The following is a 14392-nucleotide window of genomic DNA, read 5'->3' on the forward strand; positions in this document are numbered from 1 at the left end:
CGAGCGTCACGCGGGGCGGCCGGGGCCGGGGGCGGCCGTTCCGGGCTCACGCCTCAGTGCTCGTGGCGCCCGCCGCGGGTGCGCTTGAGCTCGCTGCGGCGGCGCTTGTTCTCCAGGCGGCGCTCGATCATGCCGCGGGTGGGCCGGGTCGGCTTGCGCGGGCGCGGCGGGGGCGCGGTGGCCTGGGAGAGCACGGCGGCGAGCCGGTCGCGGGCCGCCTCGCGGTTGCGCCACTGGGAGCGGTGCTCGCTGGCCCGTATCACCAGCACCCCGTCCACCAGGCGCCCGGCGAGGCGCTCCAGCGCCCGCTGCTTCCACGGCTCGGGCAGGGCGTCGGAGTTCGCCAGGTCGTACCGGAGCTCCACCTGGCTGTCGGAGGTGTTGACGTGCTGGCCGCCGGGCCCGGAGGAGCGGGAGAAACGCCACACCAGCTCGGCCTCGGGCAGCGAGACCGAGCCGCGGATGCGCACGGGTCCGGACATGCCCCCCATGGTCCCGCACCGGCCGGGCGGGCGTCATCCCGGTTTTCGGCTGGCGTGGAACCGCCCCTGCTCCTGACGGCGTTCTGTCCTAGCGATAGCGTCGCTCGTGGCCGCGTCGGCCCGCGCAACTTCGCAGACGTACAACGCACGCAACATCAGGAAGGGACCCGCGATGGCTGTAAGCCTGTCCAAGGGCGGCAATGTCTCGCTCACCAAGGAGGCACCGGGCCTGACCGCCGTCACGGTCGGCCTCGGCTGGGACGTCCGCACCACCACCGGCACCGACTTCGACCTCGACGCGAGCGCGATCGCGGTGAACTCCTCGGGCAAGGTCGTCTCCGACGGCCACTTCGTGTTCTTCAACAACCGGTCCACCCCGGACCAGACGATCGTCCACACCGGCGACAACCGCACCGGTGAGGGCCAGGGCGACGACGAGCAGATCAACGTGAACCTCGCCGGGCTGCCCGCCGAGGTGGACAAGATCGTGTTCCCGGTGTCGGTGTACGACGCGGAGAACCGCCGCCAGAACTTCGGCCAGGTCCGCAACGCGTACATCCGCGTGCTGAACCAGGCGGGCGGCGCCGAGATCGCCCGCTACGACCTGACGGAGGACGCGGCCACCGAGACCGCGATGGTCTTCGGCGAGCTCTACCGCAACGGCGCCGAGTGGAAGTTCCGCGCGGTCGGCCAGGGCTACGCCACCGGCCTCGCGGGCATCGCCCAGGACTTCGGCGTCACCATCTGACGGGCTCCGGCCCCTCGCTCCCGCCCCCGGCCCCCGGTCCCTCGCGGACCGGGGGCCGGGGGCCGGGGCAGCCCAACCAGCCCTGAAGGGCTGAAGGCCATCCCTTCTCTGTGCGAACAACTCGCGCCAGGGACGATCGCACCCCACGCGAGCCACCGCGGACGCGCTCAGAACGCACGGACCGCGGCGTCGAACGCGAGGGTGACACAGACCTCCCGGTCACCGTGGCGGAGACGCCCGGCCATGAGGCGCTCACCAGTGGCGGCCAGCCCGAGCGGATCCACGAATCCCTGGTCGATCAAGACACTGCCCTCACGGAGCATGCGGGCGATGTACGGGGCACCGTGGCGGCGCAGCGCTTCGTTCATGACCCCGACGAAATTCTCCGCGAGTCGCGGTCGCACGACACTCGGGGAAAGTCGCAGGCGGGCCAAGCGCTCGCGATGCAAACGCTTGTCCCTTCGCCATGCGATGGGCAACCACTCACCGAAGACGACCAGACGCGGGTCGGACAACGGGTGGACGGGCCACAGGCCGTGCCGCAGCAGCGGCGGGGCCGCGCAGGCGTGAGCCTTGAGCGTGGTCTCGTTGATCAGCGAGGCCGGAGCGATGTCGTCTTCCGCTCGTACAAGTGCCTCCCGGACGCGGGCGCCGATCCAGGGGCGGATCTCCTCGCCCGTGCCCAACGGCGGGTGAGGGCTCTCCTCAGCGGTCAGCGCGACCATCTCGTCTCCCCCGATGCCCGTCAACACCGCGCGGACACCGCACCGGGCGAGTTCGCCCGCGAGCGCTTGCTGGGCCTCGTGGTAGACGTCCTCGTATGGACTGACCGGCTGCGCCAGGCCGCGAGGCCCATGGGGATGCAGCGGCAGGTGGTCGAGGGCGGGCATAGCGACATCGGCCCGAAAGCCCGCCAACCTGATCATCTCCGCTCTTCTCCGTGCCTGCTGCACACCCCGTGCCTGGTCCAGCAACAGGGCGGACGCGGTGGCTGCGTTCCCGTTGGGGCGGGCTGCGAGAGCAAAAGCGACATTGGCGCTGTCGAGCCCGCCGGAGAGCTGCACCGCGGAGGACGCGGGGTCGTGGACGCGATCGGCGAGCACCTGGTCGAGCAGGTACTCGTATGCCGCCACCACGTCGGACCCCGGCTTGATCTCGCGAGCGCGGGAGTGCGCGGCAGGCTCCGGGTAGGACACCGCGATGTCCGCGCCGTCGAAGCGCGCGGTGGCCCGCTCCGTGAGCTGGTGGACCCCCGTCCACAGTGTTTGCGCGGTGTACCGCGAGCGCAGCGCCAGCCGGCGCGCCAGTTCGATCTCCACGAGGTGGTCGGCCACGATGTGCGCGCGCAGGTCCGCCAGATCCCATGAACCGTGCAGCACGCCGCGGTCCGCGACGAGGTACACAGGGGCGATCCCGTGGGCTCCGGCGGTGATCGCCACCGGGCGGCCGGGAGTCGTCTCCAGAAGCAGCCAGTCGCCCGGCCAGGCTCGCGCCCGCGCGATGCTCTCGCGGTACCCGGGCTGCTCATATCGAACGGCACTGGCGACATCCGCCTCCGGGCGTGACCATTCGGCACGACCCCGGAGGCGTTCGCGAACGTGGAGAAATGTCGCGGTGCCGTCAGTGGCCCACTCCGTTTCGACAGCCGGGTGGCCATAGGGCTGCACCCAGCTCCTGCCGCAGTGCCATCGGCCGCTCTTCCAGCGCCAGGCATGTCGTAATGCGGCGAGTTCTTCATGATCGATGCGGAGCTTGAGCATGCCTTGATCCCCTCATGCGATCCGGAGGCGGGTGCCGTGGGGAGGAGGAGTTCTGCCCGCCTCCCCACGGCCTCCCCATGGCGAGGAGGATCAGACCTCCATGGTGTCGTACTCGTTGTTGGTGTCGCTGGAGCCGTCCTTCTTCTTGTACTCGTAGCGCGACGCCAGTGACGGCACCCGCCACTCGGGCTCACTCGCCCAGATGTCCAGCACCGGGACAACCGGTTCCAGGGTCAGCAACCAGGGCCTCCTTACTCATCGGGTCGGATCGATGCGGAACGACGTCCGGGGACGCCGCGTCCGCCCCTGCACGGGACAGGCGTCAGTGGTGTTCGGGCGTGGGGCGGACACCGCCCGCGAGCAGGCCCGGCAGATCGGGACGCAGCTCGGCCCGGCGGGCCATGATGTGCGCGGTGTGCCCCCTCCGGTCGAGGGTGCGCAGGAGCGTCCAGCCCTGGACGTCCCGGTAGTACCGCATCAGGGCGTCCTGTCCGGTCCCCCGTCGCACCCAGCGACACCCCGAGCGTGCGGCGCGGTCGAGCGCCCACCAGGCGATGAGGCAACCGATCCGTCCACCGTTCGTCGGCAGGGTGACCGTGGTGGCGAGGAACAACGCGGGCTCGGCGCATTCGTCCGCCGTGTAGGCCCAGGCGGGCGTCTCCCGGTAGACGCTCGTGCAACCGACGATGTCCTTCCCGTGCCGGGTCAGCACCCACACCGGACTGTCCGGCTTCCCGGCCTGGGCGGCCACCTCGTCCGCTGCCTCTCCCCAGTCGGGCAGCCCACGCTGCCGCAACCACGCACCGCGGGCACGCACCATGGCAGCGATGCCCTGCACATCGGCGGGCTCAGCGGGGCGGATTCCGTACACGGGCCCTCCCGAAGTCCGGCACTTCGTCGACATACACAGTGAGGCTTTTCTCACTCACGGTGACGATACGAGTGCGTCAGGGGGAGTCTCAACGAGTGTGCGCAAACTTGCGCTCGCTCACTCGAACGAGCTGATCGCGGCACTGATCAGCCGCCGCGCGGCCGCTCCGTACACGGCGACTTTCGAAAGCTCGGCGAACGTCCTGGCGTACAGGGTGATTTCACGCGGTTGCGTAACGGTCACCTCCGCCGTGACCAGCTCGACGAGGACCCGTTCTTCATCGAAGATCCAGAAGCCCTCGACCGGCCACATTCCCCGTCCCGCCCGCGCAGGGAGAATCCCGAGACTGACCTGCGCCAACCGTGTGGCCTCACGCAAGCGCTCCAGTTGAGCGGCCATCGTCGGGGCATCCCCGATCCGGGTCAGCAATGCCGACTCCTCCATCAGAACCGCGAAGCGACGCACCCCCTCGTGCAGCACCCTCTGGCGGTTCATCCGGGCGGCGACGGCACTGTCCCTGTCGTTCGGAATCCCGTGGAAGTCGGCGATCGCTTCCATGAGAGCCGAGGCGTACCCCGGCGTCTGGAAGAGCCCCGGGACGACTCCCGGTTCGTAGACGCGGAAGAGTCGGGTCCGCTCCCACAGAGGCAGTGATGCCTGCTGTACGCGCCGCAGCCCGTCACGGGTCAGACGTCTCCACTCGACGTACATGCCGTCGATGCCACGCGCGGTGGCAATGAGGTCGGCAGCCTGCTCCGGAACCCCGCAGTGAAGCGTCCATCTACGGATGTCCGCGTCCGACGGGAGGGCGCGTGCGTGTTCCAGACGCGAACACTTCGACTCGTGCCATCCCGCCCGACGGGCGAGCGTGCGGCTCGTCAGCCCGGCATCCAGACGGATCTCACGCAGGCGCTGCCCGAGGGCACGCCTGGCCTCCTGGACGGCCGATGACGGGAACATCGGGTCCTTCATGCCAGATACAGATCAGGGTGACTCAGGAAGCGTGTACTCCGCGTGCGGAACTGCCCTCTCCCAGACAGCTTCGAACGCCGTCGCACAAAGCCTGATCACGGCGGGCTCGCTTCGGCGTTCGTGACCTGCCCAGGCTCCCTCCCCCGTGAAATGGTTGAACACCACAAGATCGTCGTCGAACATCCAGAAATCGTTACCGGGCAGGGCGATGTCCGACGCGTTGCGACGCGGCAGCCACCTGACCTCCTCACCGGCCTCAACGTTTGTGTACGTGACATCGTGCTCGAACCGGATGTACTCGGAGACCGGCTCCGAGACGACGCGCGCCCTGCGCACCGGTACCCCACGGTGCACCGAGTCGGCGATAGAGCCATGCCACCAATCGACCCACCAGGCGGAGCGGTCAGCCGGGTCGACCAGGGCCCCGGCCTTCCACTGCGCGAACTCCTCGTCGTCCACGGCATAGGAGTCGCGTGTCTCCAGGTGCAGCACGGATTTCTTGGCGGATCGGAAGAGCCCCGCCCACTCGTCACTCGTCAGCCGCTGCCCCGTCACCACCCACCTCCAAGAAGAAGCGCATCATCCGCCTCGGCAACTCGACCACCGTCTCGTCGTCGGGCAGTTCGAGCCGGCTCAGCCTTTCGGGATCCGTGACCTTCCACGACTGGATCAGGTAGGTATCCCTCTCCTCGTCCAGGTACACCGTGGGGGACCCGTCCAGCTTGCTTTCGGGGTCCTTCCCGAGCTTGCGCAGTGTCATGGAGGGCTCCGTTCTGTCTACCGGTTTCATTGCCGCGCCGCTACATCGCGGCGTCGAGCCACGCCGGGTGCGCGCTCGGGAGTTCACTCCTCCCGAGGATGGCCGTTCCACTCCTTACGGTAGCGACCCGGACACTCGCTGACATCGTGCAGGCACTCACTTGTGCCAGAGGGCCTTGCACATCCCCTATTCACCGTGTGCCGGGGCGCTCGGCCCGAGTGCCCACAGGGCGAGCGCGGCGATGTGGCGCCGGGTGTCCTCGGACAGCGGCGGCAGCGCCGCGTCCAGCGCCTCCAGATGGTCCCGCGCCGCACACAGGGCCGGGCCGGGACCGCGCAGCGCCTCCCGCTCCCCCTCCAGCAGCGGCCCCGCGGCCCGCAGCAGCCCACCGGCGTCCAGCAGCACGTCCGCCCGCTCCAGCAACCGCGGCTCCAACGCCCGCCGCCCCACCTCCACCATGTTCACCAGCGCCCCGCTGACATGCAGCTCCCGCCCCAACTCCTGCTGCGTCACCCCCGCCCGCTCCCGGAAGTGGCGCAGGACCGTGCCGACGTAGACACGGGCGGGGGTGGTCGGCGGAAGGCGCGGCATGAGGTCCTCGGGACTGGCGAACGGGGCAGTGGCAGCGGCGGATACGTGCAGCCGTCCCGGCCGATCCGGCGCCGCAGAGAAGCCGGACCGGCCGGGACGGGGATCGATCAGGAGACCGAAGCGGGCACGAAAGTCCCCCTTCTCACACCTCCACCTCCCCCACACCCCGGCACTCCCCGGACGCACCAGCCACCGCCGCGTCCCCCCGGCCCACCCGCCAGAACGTCTCCGTCATCACCTTGAAATGCCGGTGGTCCGGATACCGTCCCGTGTGCGCCAACGCCCACACCTCCACCGGAAACGCCTCGTCCTCCACCGGCAGCGACTCCTCCCCGCACAACAGGCACACCGCCGAGTGGATCACCCCCGGCGCGTCCGTGCTCATGATCCGCCGGAAGACGACCCCCAGCACAACCGAACCGGCGGACGCCCTCACGACGTCCCCCCGCCCCGCCGATTCGCCTCCCGCACCGCCGGACGCAGCGCCTCCGCCAACCCCGGAAGCAGCGCACACGGATCGGCCGTCCACTCCCGCCCCCCGCCCAGGGGCCGCAACCACACCTTGCCGTCCATCCGCGCCATCACCCGCCCCACCACGGGCCGGGCGTCACTGTCACCGGGATGCCCGGTGTCCCGCACCACCGCCCCCACCGCCGCAACGCCCCCGCCCCCACCGCCCCGCTGCCACTTCAGCACCGCCGCCCCCGCCCGAACCACCGACGCCAACTCCCGCGCCACCGCCGGAAGGACGCACCCCAGCTCCACCAACTGCGTGGCCGACGACCGCAACACCACAGGCCCGGCCGTCAACCCCGGCAGAAGCACCTCCGCCTCCGCCAAGGCCGCCCGCAACTCGACGAGCGCCACGACCGCCTCACGCTGGCGCTTACACCCACGAGCCGCCGTCACCGGGCGGCCCTCCCCGCGACCGAAGCGAGCAGCGGCGGCCGCACCGCCACCACCACAAGCCGCCCAGAACGGCGCCGCTGCCGCTCGTACGCGGTGAAGTACGGTCGCACCAGAGCAACCTCCCCCGCGTCCCGCGGCACCGGGGGCACGGACGGCGCAGGGTGCCCAACGGGGGCCGTTGCGGGTGGGACGACGGGGGAGGTTCCCGCCGCGTGACGCCCGCACGCACGGTGCCGCCCGTGAACTCGGAGTGGGCGCAGGAGTTTCATCCGTTCGAGAACGCGGGCGATAAAGTCGGTCATGCTCGTCAGCTCCTTGCAAGCTGGTGGGCCACGCCCCGGGACCGGTCGCACGGTCGCCGGGGTCCTGCTGTCCGCCCATGCTGGTGATCCCGCTGCGGGCGGGGAAGTTGACAGGCGTTGACTACTATGGGTGGTCATCAGCTCACCCGATGGAAGGCCTCCCATGGACGACTTCGCCGCCCACGCTCGCGCCGCGATGAAGGCCAAGGGGATTTCGCTGCGTGCGGCGGCCCGGGCACTGAGCTACGACCCGGCTTATCTCTCACGGGTGCTCAACGGAAAGCAGCGACCTGGAGAGCAAATTGCCAAGAGGCTGGACGCGTACCTCGGCACAGAGGGCAGGTTGATTTCCCTCGCCCTCTCGGCGACCCCTGAGATCAACCTGGCTTTCCCCGAGGCGGAGGGAGATGTCTTGGGCGAGATCGCGAGAACGCGGGACGCCATGAGACACTTGCTGGAGCACGACAATCGGCATGGCGGCAACACCGTCGCCCCTGTCGCAGTCCAGACATGGCGCGAAGGAATGCGCAGGCTCGACAGCGGAGCAATACCGGAAAAATACCACCGCCCATACCTGGCGCTCGTCGCAGAATTAGCCGAGATTGCGGGATGGATGCTGTTCGACGCCGGGAAACGGGAAGCTTCCCGCAGCGCGTTCCTGGAATCCCACATGCTGGCCCGCCAGGCCGGCGATCGACCCATGCAGTGGTTCGCACTGGACATGATCGCCATGCTGGGCGTCCACCACGGCAGCCCCGGCGAGCCACTGCGGATCGCGAAGGAGCTCCCCTCCCACCGCGTCCCTCCGCGCGTCGCCTTGCTGGCGAACATGCGCTCCGGGCGCGCGCTCGCGCAGACAGGGGACCGCCGCCGAGCGCTGTCAAGGCTCAGGGCCGCAAGAGGCGCATTGGACGACTCCATCCATCCTCGCGATCCGGCGTGGAGCTGGTGGGTGAACGAGTGCGAAGTCTCCGGCCACGAGGGCGAAGCCCATCTGTCACTGGGCGAGCCCAGCGCCGCAATCCCGCATCTGCAACGAGCGCTCGAGCTGGCCCACCAATCACACCCCGGCGGACGCGGCGCCTTTTATTACAACGTCAGCCTGCTGTCGGCATTCACTCAAGCACAGGCGTGGAACGAGTGCGGATCGACGTTGGCTGATATTTCTCCGCTACTTCCTTCCATCACCTCGGAGCGAATCCGTCGAAGACTGCGCACAGCGCTCCAGGACATCATCAGGAACTCCGCGACTCCGGTGTGGCTCTTTGACCTCGCGCGCGAAGTCAACACCGCCAATCCATAAGGATCGGTCGGCCGTGCACCGTCGGCGCAACGGGCCTCTCGGCGGCACCCTCGTCCGGTACGAGCCTGCCAACCATGTGCCGACCCGACGGCGGGCAGCGGATGGGCGGGCGTGCCCCTCCAGCTTCGGCGACGCAAGCCCTTCCTGCCGATCGACGCCCCCGGCCCCCGGTCCCTCGCGGACCGGGGGCCGGGGTCGTCTCACGCCCTCCCGCACCCAGCCACCTGGCCCGATCTCCATACCGCCTGACCAGCGAAAAAGCCCAGAGTTGCGCCTGAGGTTGTCAAGTTTTCTCCGCAGAGTTATATAAGAGATGTCGGCTGTGTTGACCCCCGCGGCAAGGCACCGCCGCGGCCACCTGAGAGAGGAGCCCGGACATGCTCATGCGCACCGATCCCTTCCGCGAACTGGACCGGCTCGCCCAGCAGGTGTTCGGTACGCCGGGGACGCAGGCCAGGCCCTCCGCGATCCCGATGGACGCCTACCGCAGCGGCGACGAGTTCGTGGTCCACTTCGACCTGCCCGGCGTCTCCCCCGACTCCATCGCCCTGGACGTCGAGCGGAACGTGCTGACCGTCCACGCGGAACGCACCGCCGCCGCGCCCGAGGACACCGAGATGGTCGTCGCCGAGCGGCCGGTGGGCACCTTCACCCGGCAGTTGTTCCTCGGCGAGACGCTCGACGTGGACCGGATCGACGCCTCCTACGAGGCCGGTGTGCTGACCCTGCGCATCCCGGTGGCGGAGAAGGCCAAGCCGCGCCGCATCCAGATCGCGGCGCGCGAGGAGCGCAAGGTCGTCGAGGGCTGACGCCCGCCCGCGGCCCCCGGTGGCGCCCCGTGGCACCATCGGGGGCGTGATCGAGCTCGGCTACTCCCTCTCCCGCCGCTTCCCCGACCCGCCGCAGACCGACTACCGCACCGCCGATGTGCGCACCCTGCGGCACGACCTGTTCTGCGGCGACGTCTACCTGGCGCAGGACGAGCTGGAGCTGTCCACCGCCTGGGGGTGGGTGCCGGTGCTCGACTTCGCCTGGGCGCTGTGCGACGTCGTGGAGCGGCTCGACCTCGACCCGGCGGGCAGCCGCGCCGCCAAGGTGCGGCAGGCGGAGCTGGACTTCACCGAGACCACCGACCGGCTGCGGTTCGCCCGGCGGTTCGGCTGGGTGGAGGTGCGCGCCGACTGGACGGAGGCGGGCCCGCTCACCGTCCGCCACGCCGACCTGCGCCGGGAGGCCAGGGACTTCCTGCACGACGTGCTGGCCGACCTCACCGACCTGCACGAGGACCTCGCGGACAACCCGGCCCTGTGGGAGCTGCCGCTGCGGTTCCCCCGGGTGTGAGCCTCAGGCCCGGTCCAGGTAGGCCAGCACCGCGAGCACCCGGCGGTTGTCGTCGTCGGACGGCGGCAGGTCCAGCTTGGCGAAGATGTTCGAGGTGTGCTTGGCGACGGCCCGCTCGGTGACGACCAGGCGCTGCGCGATGGCCGCGTTGGACCGCCCCTCGGCCATCAGCGACAGCACCTCACGCTCGCGCGGGGTGAGGTTGCCCAGCGGCTCGTCCCGCTCGTTGCGCACGAGGAGCTGCGAGATCACCTGCGGGTCCATGGCGGTGCCGCCCGCGGCGACCCGGCGCACCGCGTCGATGAACTGGTCCGCGTCGAACACCCGGTCCTTCAGCAGGTACCCGATCCCGCCGCTGCCGTCCGCGAGCAGCTCCCTGGCGTACAACTGCTCCACGTGCTGGGAGAGCACCAGCACGGGCAGCCCCGGGATCTCCCGCCGCGCGTGCAGGGCGGCCTGGAGCCCCTCGTCGGTGAACGACGGCGGCAGCCGCACGTCCACCACCGCCACGTCGGGCCGCAGCTCCACCAGCGCCCGGGACAGCTCCGGGCCGTTGTCCACGGCGGCGAGGATCTCGCACCCGAACGCCTGGAGCAGCCGCACCAGACCGTCCCTCAGGAGGAAGAGGTCTTCGGCGAGGACAACGCGCACGGCAGCTCCATGGTGACCTGGGTGGGGCCGCCGAGCGGGCTGCTGACGGCGAGGACGCCGTCGAATGTACCGAGCCTGCGCTCCACTCCGCGCAGCCCCGTTCCCCTGTCCGGGCGGGCGCCGCCGCGCCCGTCGTCGGTCACCGTGATCCGCAGCCTGCCGTCCTCGTGCCACAGGTCGATCCGCACCCGGCTCGCGCCGGAGTGTTTGGCCGCGTTGGTGAGCACCTCGGAGACGGCGAAGTAGGCGGCGGACTCCACCGGCGCGGCCGGGCGGCCCGGCAGGTCCACGGCGACCTCCACCGGGATCGGGTGGCGCAGCGCCAGCGCCCGCACCGCGTCGCCCAGGCCCCGCTCGGCCAGCACCGGCGGGTGGATGCCGCGCACCAGGTCGCGCAGCTCGTCCAGGGCGTCCGCGGAGGACTGCCGCACCTGCGCCAGCAGTTGCCTGGCCTGCTCCGGGTCGCGCTCCAGCAACTGCTCCACGGCGCCCAGGTGCATGCCCATCGCGACCAGGCGGGCCTGGGCGCCGTCGTGCAGGTCGCGCTCGATGCGGCGCAGTTCGGCGGCCGAGGTGTCCAGGGCGGCGGCCCGGGTGTCGGTCAGGCGCTCCACGCGCAGCTCCAGTTGGCGCTTGTGGGTGGGGGCCAGGAAGGAGCGGGTCAGCAGGGCGTGGACGCGCAGGATCGCCGGGTTGGCCAGCAGGCCGAGGGCCAGCAGCGCCAGGCCGAGCAGCGCCGCCTGGTTCGCCGTGCCCTGGCTGGTGACGTGGATGAAGGTGTACCAGTAGCCGTCGTCGGCGGTGTCGATGGGCCGCCACACCCCGGCGGCGAGCACCGAGCCGAACGCCCCGTACGCGAGCAGCGCGGGCGCCAGCACGGCGATGGCCAGGCCGAAGGAGCCGTCCACCAGCAGCCACGGCAGGTCCCGCCACGTCGCCGGGTCCTTCAGCATCGTCAGCAGCTTCTGGAGCCAGCCGAGCAGCCCGCCCTGGTCGCGTTCGACCGGCCGGTACGGCTCGGGGATCCCCACCCCGGACCAGCGGCCGGCGGCCCGGCGGCGCCAGTTGGCGTGGGCGCGCACGGCGGCGAGCACGGCCGGGGTGGTGAGCGCGCCGACACCGACGACGATCAGCGCGATCGAGGTCACCGTCAGGGCGAACAGCACGATGGAGGCGGCCGCCGACAGCGTGGCCAGCAGCAGCCCGCGGGCACCCGCAAGCAGCCCTTCCGCGATCCGCCCGCGCCGCGCCGGGCGCGCCGCCGTCTCCGTCTCCCCCATCGCCGCCTCCAGCCTCGTGCCGGCCCGCCACCCGGACCGCCCGGTGTCCCACCCTTCCGGATGCTCTCCCGGACCGCACGGGCACTGCCACCCGAGCCGGGGTGTACCTGGTGACACCCCCGGCCGGGGTGCTCACCGGCTGGGGCGGCGGACGCGCCGTTCCTAGCGTTCTCGGCGTGATGTCGAACGCCTTTCCCAGTCTTGTCCCGAGCCTTGTGGAGATCCGATGACGACCCCGGCGAAGCGCAACCTCGCCGCCCGCCTGGGCGGCTGGAGCGCCAGGCACCGCAAGTCCGCGATCGTCGGCTGGCTGCTGTTCGTGGTGGTCGCCACCGTGATCGGCGGCATGGCCGGCCTGTCCGAGTCCAGGCCCTACGAGGAGGGCGCGGGTGATTCGGCGCGCGCGGCCCGCATCCTGTACGACGCGGGGATCGACGAGCCCGCGGGCGAGAACGTGATCCTCACCAGCGAGGACCCCGGCGGCTGGCGGGAGGCCGCCGACGAGCTGGCCGCGGCGGTGCGCGACACCGGCCGGGTCACCGACGTGCGGGAGCCGCTGGAGTCGCGGGACCGGCGGGACGGCCTGGTCAGGTTCGCCATGAAGGGCGACCCGGACAGCGCCGCCGACCGGGTGGGCCCGGTGCTGAAGGCCGTCGAGGAGGTGGCCGACCGGCACCCCGAGGTGAGCGTGGGCCAGTTCGGCGAGGCCAGCGCGGGCAAGTGGCTGGACGACATGCTCGGCGACGACTTCGCCAAGGCGGAGCTGACCGCGGTGCCGCTGGCGCTGGGCATCCTGCTGGTGGCGTTCGGCGCGCTGGTCGCCGCGGTGCTGCCGGTGGGCCTGGCGCTGACCGCGTTCATCGCCGCGAACGGGCTGCTCGCCGTCGTCAGCCACAAGCTGCACATGTTCGAGACGACCAGCTCGGTGATGCTGCTGGTGGGCCTGGCCGTCGGCGTCGACTACTGCCTGTTCTACCTGCGCCGGGAGCGCGACGAGCGGGCCGCGGGCCGGGACCCGGAGACGGCCCTGCGGGTCGCCGCGGCCACCTCGGGCCGGGCGGTGCTGGTGTCGGGCCTGACCGTGATGGTGGCCATGGCCGGCATGTTCCTGTCCGGGCTGCTGCTGTTCAAGGGCTTCGCGGTGGCGACCATGCTGGTGGTGTTCATCGCCATGCTGGGCTCGGTGACCGTGCTGCCCGCGCTGCTGTCGCTGCTCGGCGACAAGGTGGAGCTCGGCAGGCTGCGCCGGCCCCGCCGCAGGAGGCGGCCGAAGCCCGCGGCCGGCGCGTTCGCGGGACGGCTGCTGAAGCCGGTGCTGGCCAGGCCGAAGGTGTTCGCCGTGGTCGCGGCCGGGGTGCTGCTGGTGCTGGCGGCGCCCGCGCTGGGCATGCGCACCGAGCAGCTCGGCCTGGAGAAGCAGGTCGGCTCCGACCACCCGCTGGCCGTCTCCCACCAGCGCATCACCGAGGCGTTCCCCGGCGGCCCCGAGCCGGCCACCGTGGTGGTGAAGGCCGACGACGTGGAGGGTCCCGCCATGGACCGGGCCATCGCCGACCTGCGGGAGCGGGCGGCCCGCTCCGGCGAGTTCGGCGCGGAGATCACCGTGCGGACGCACCCGGACGAGGGCGTCGCCCGGATCGACGTGCCGCTGAAGGGCAGCGGCACCGACTCCGTCTCCGAGCACGCGCTCGGCACGCTCCGCGAGGACGTGGTCCCGGCCACCGTCGGCGCGGTCGGCACCGCCCATGTCACCGGCGAGCTCGCCGAGGGCGTGGACTTCACCGACCAGCTCGGGGACGACATGGCGCCCGTGCTGCTGTTCGTCACCGCGGTGACGTTCCTGGTGATGCTGGTGTCCTTCCGGTCCCTGGTGATCGCGGCCGTGTCCATCGGGCTGAACCTGCTGTCGGTGACCGCGGCCTTCGGGGTCATGACGGCGGTGTTCCAGCACGGGTGGGGCGCGAGCCTGGTCGGCACCGAGAAGGTCGGCGCGATCGAGGCGTGGATGCCGCTGTTCGTGCTGGTGGTGCTGTTCGGCCTGTCCATGGACTACCACGTGTTCGTGGTCTCCCGGATCCGGGAGGCCCGCGACCGGGGCGCGAGCACGGTGGACGCGGTCTCCGAGGGGGTGCGCGCCACCGCGGGCGCCGTCACCGGGGCGGCCGTGATCATGGTGGCGGTGTTCTCGGTGTTCGCCACCCTGTCCATGCAGGACATGAAGCAGATGGGCGTCGGCCTCGCCGTCGCGGTGCTGCTGGACGCGACGGTGATCCGGCTGCTGCTGCTGCCGTCCCTGATGGCCCTGCTCGGCGAGCGCAACTGGTACCTGCCGCGCTGGCTGCGCTGGCTGCCGCGCCTGGAGCACGGCGAGGGGCACGAGCCGCCGCGGCACAAGGACCGCGAACCCGCGCGGGTGTAGCCG

The 14392-nt window shown here is 71.2% G+C and carries 17 protein-coding genes; 5 read left to right on the top strand and 12 right to left on the bottom strand.

From position 1 onward, the window contains the following. Positions 1-53 precede the first annotated feature (53 nt). The gene (gene arfB / locus ACYVO2_RS04280; protein WP_461006199.1) at positions 54-491 is read right to left on the bottom strand and encodes an alternative ribosome rescue aminoacyl-tRNA hydrolase ArfB; all 438 of its coding nucleotides are present in this window, start codon (positions 489-491) and stop codon (positions 54-56) included. A 163-nt stretch (positions 492-654) separates the two neighbouring features. Here arfB and ACYVO2_RS04285 point away from each other — a divergent pair, with 163 nt between their 5' ends. Next, the gene (locus ACYVO2_RS04285; RefSeq protein ID WP_461006200.1) at positions 655-1230 is read left to right on the top strand and encodes a TerD family protein; all 576 of its coding nucleotides are present in this window, start codon (positions 655-657) and stop codon (positions 1228-1230) included. A 167-nt stretch (positions 1231-1397) separates the two neighbouring features. On the opposite strand, the gene ACYVO2_RS04290 is transcribed toward ACYVO2_RS04285, so the two are convergent. From ACYVO2_RS04290 to ACYVO2_RS04330, 9 genes are all read right to left on the bottom strand, one after another. Further along, complete coding sequence (locus ACYVO2_RS04290; RefSeq protein ID WP_461006201.1) at positions 1398-2990, bottom strand: asparagine synthase-related protein; 1593 nt, start codon at positions 2988-2990, stop codon at positions 1398-1400. Between the two features lie 90 nt (positions 2991-3080). Continuing rightward, on the bottom strand, positions 3081-3230 hold the full coding sequence (locus tag ACYVO2_RS04295) for a hypothetical protein (RefSeq protein WP_461006202.1): 150 nt from the start codon (positions 3228-3230) through the stop codon (positions 3081-3083). Positions 3231-3312: 82 nt separating this feature from the next. Continuing rightward, positions 3313-3786, bottom strand: a complete 474-nt coding sequence (locus ACYVO2_RS04300) for a GNAT family N-acetyltransferase (protein WP_461006203.1) — start codon at positions 3784-3786, stop codon at positions 3313-3315. A 192-nt stretch (positions 3787-3978) separates the two neighbouring features. Then, positions 3979-4833 (bottom strand): helix-turn-helix domain-containing protein, encoded by an 855-nt coding sequence (locus ACYVO2_RS04305; protein ID WP_461006204.1) that lies wholly within the window; start codon positions 4831-4833, stop codon positions 3979-3981. 12 nt (positions 4834-4845) lie between these two features. Further along, positions 4846-5373 (bottom strand): DUF6879 family protein, encoded by a 528-nt coding sequence (locus ACYVO2_RS04310; RefSeq protein ID WP_461006298.1) that lies wholly within the window; start codon positions 5371-5373, stop codon positions 4846-4848. Beyond that, positions 5363-5593 (bottom strand): hypothetical protein, encoded by a 231-nt coding sequence (locus ACYVO2_RS04315; protein ID WP_461006205.1) that lies wholly within the window; start codon positions 5591-5593, stop codon positions 5363-5365. The genes ACYVO2_RS04310 and ACYVO2_RS04315 overlap by 11 nt, the downstream gene beginning before the upstream one ends. Positions 5594-5779: 186 nt before the next feature. Beyond that, positions 5780-6184 carry a helix-turn-helix domain-containing protein gene (locus tag ACYVO2_RS04320; protein ID WP_461006206.1) on the bottom strand — a complete coding sequence of 135 codons (405 nt, stop codon included), beginning with the start codon at positions 6182-6184 and terminating at the stop codon, positions 5780-5782. Between the two features lie 142 nt (positions 6185-6326). Further along, complete coding sequence (locus ACYVO2_RS04325; protein ID WP_461006207.1) at positions 6327-6569, bottom strand: DUF7848 domain-containing protein; 243 nt, start codon at positions 6567-6569, stop codon at positions 6327-6329. A gap of 47 nt (positions 6570-6616) precedes the next feature. Then, a complete protein-coding gene (locus ACYVO2_RS04330) occupies positions 6617-7051 on the bottom strand; it encodes a hypothetical protein (RefSeq protein ID WP_461006208.1) in 435 nt (144 codons plus the stop codon). A 507-nt stretch (positions 7052-7558) separates the two neighbouring features. On the opposite strand from ACYVO2_RS04330, the gene ACYVO2_RS04335 reads away from it, so the two are divergent. The 3 genes from ACYVO2_RS04335 to ACYVO2_RS04345 all read left to right on the top strand — a co-directional run bounded on the left by ACYVO2_RS04335 (position 7559) and on the right by ACYVO2_RS04345 (position 10039). Continuing rightward, positions 7559-8698: a helix-turn-helix domain-containing protein gene (locus ACYVO2_RS04335; RefSeq protein ID WP_461006209.1), complete on the top strand. Its 1140-nt coding sequence runs from the start codon at positions 7559-7561 to the stop codon at positions 8696-8698. 377 nt (positions 8699-9075) lie between these two features. Further along, a complete protein-coding gene (locus ACYVO2_RS04340; protein ID WP_461006210.1) occupies positions 9076-9507 on the top strand; it encodes an Hsp20/alpha crystallin family protein in 432 nt (143 codons plus the stop codon). Positions 9508-9553: 46 nt separating this feature from the next. Next, positions 9554-10039 carry a hypothetical protein gene (locus ACYVO2_RS04345; RefSeq protein ID WP_461006211.1) on the top strand — a complete coding sequence of 162 codons (486 nt, stop codon included), beginning with the start codon at positions 9554-9556 and terminating at the stop codon, positions 10037-10039. Positions 10040-10042: 3 nt separating this feature from the next. On the opposite strand, the gene ACYVO2_RS04350 is transcribed toward ACYVO2_RS04345, so the two are convergent. Together ACYVO2_RS04350 and ACYVO2_RS04355 are read right to left on the bottom strand one after the other, a co-directional pair. Further along, complete coding sequence (locus tag ACYVO2_RS04350; protein WP_461006212.1) at positions 10043-10690, bottom strand: LuxR C-terminal-related transcriptional regulator; 648 nt, start codon at positions 10688-10690, stop codon at positions 10043-10045. Beyond that, positions 10654-11970, bottom strand: a complete 1317-nt coding sequence (locus ACYVO2_RS04355; protein WP_461006213.1) for a sensor histidine kinase — start codon at positions 11968-11970, stop codon at positions 10654-10656. Before ACYVO2_RS04355 ends, ACYVO2_RS04350 begins: the two co-directional genes overlap by 37 nt. Positions 11971-12196: 226 nt before the next feature. On the opposite strand from ACYVO2_RS04355, the gene ACYVO2_RS04360 reads away from it, so the two are divergent. Beyond that, complete coding sequence (locus tag ACYVO2_RS04360; RefSeq protein WP_461006214.1) at positions 12197-14389, top strand: MMPL family transporter; 2193 nt, start codon at positions 12197-12199, stop codon at positions 14387-14389. The last annotated feature ends 3 nt before the right edge of the window (positions 14390-14392 follow it).

The sequence above is a fragment of the Streptomyces capparidis genome (assembly GCF_054782095.1).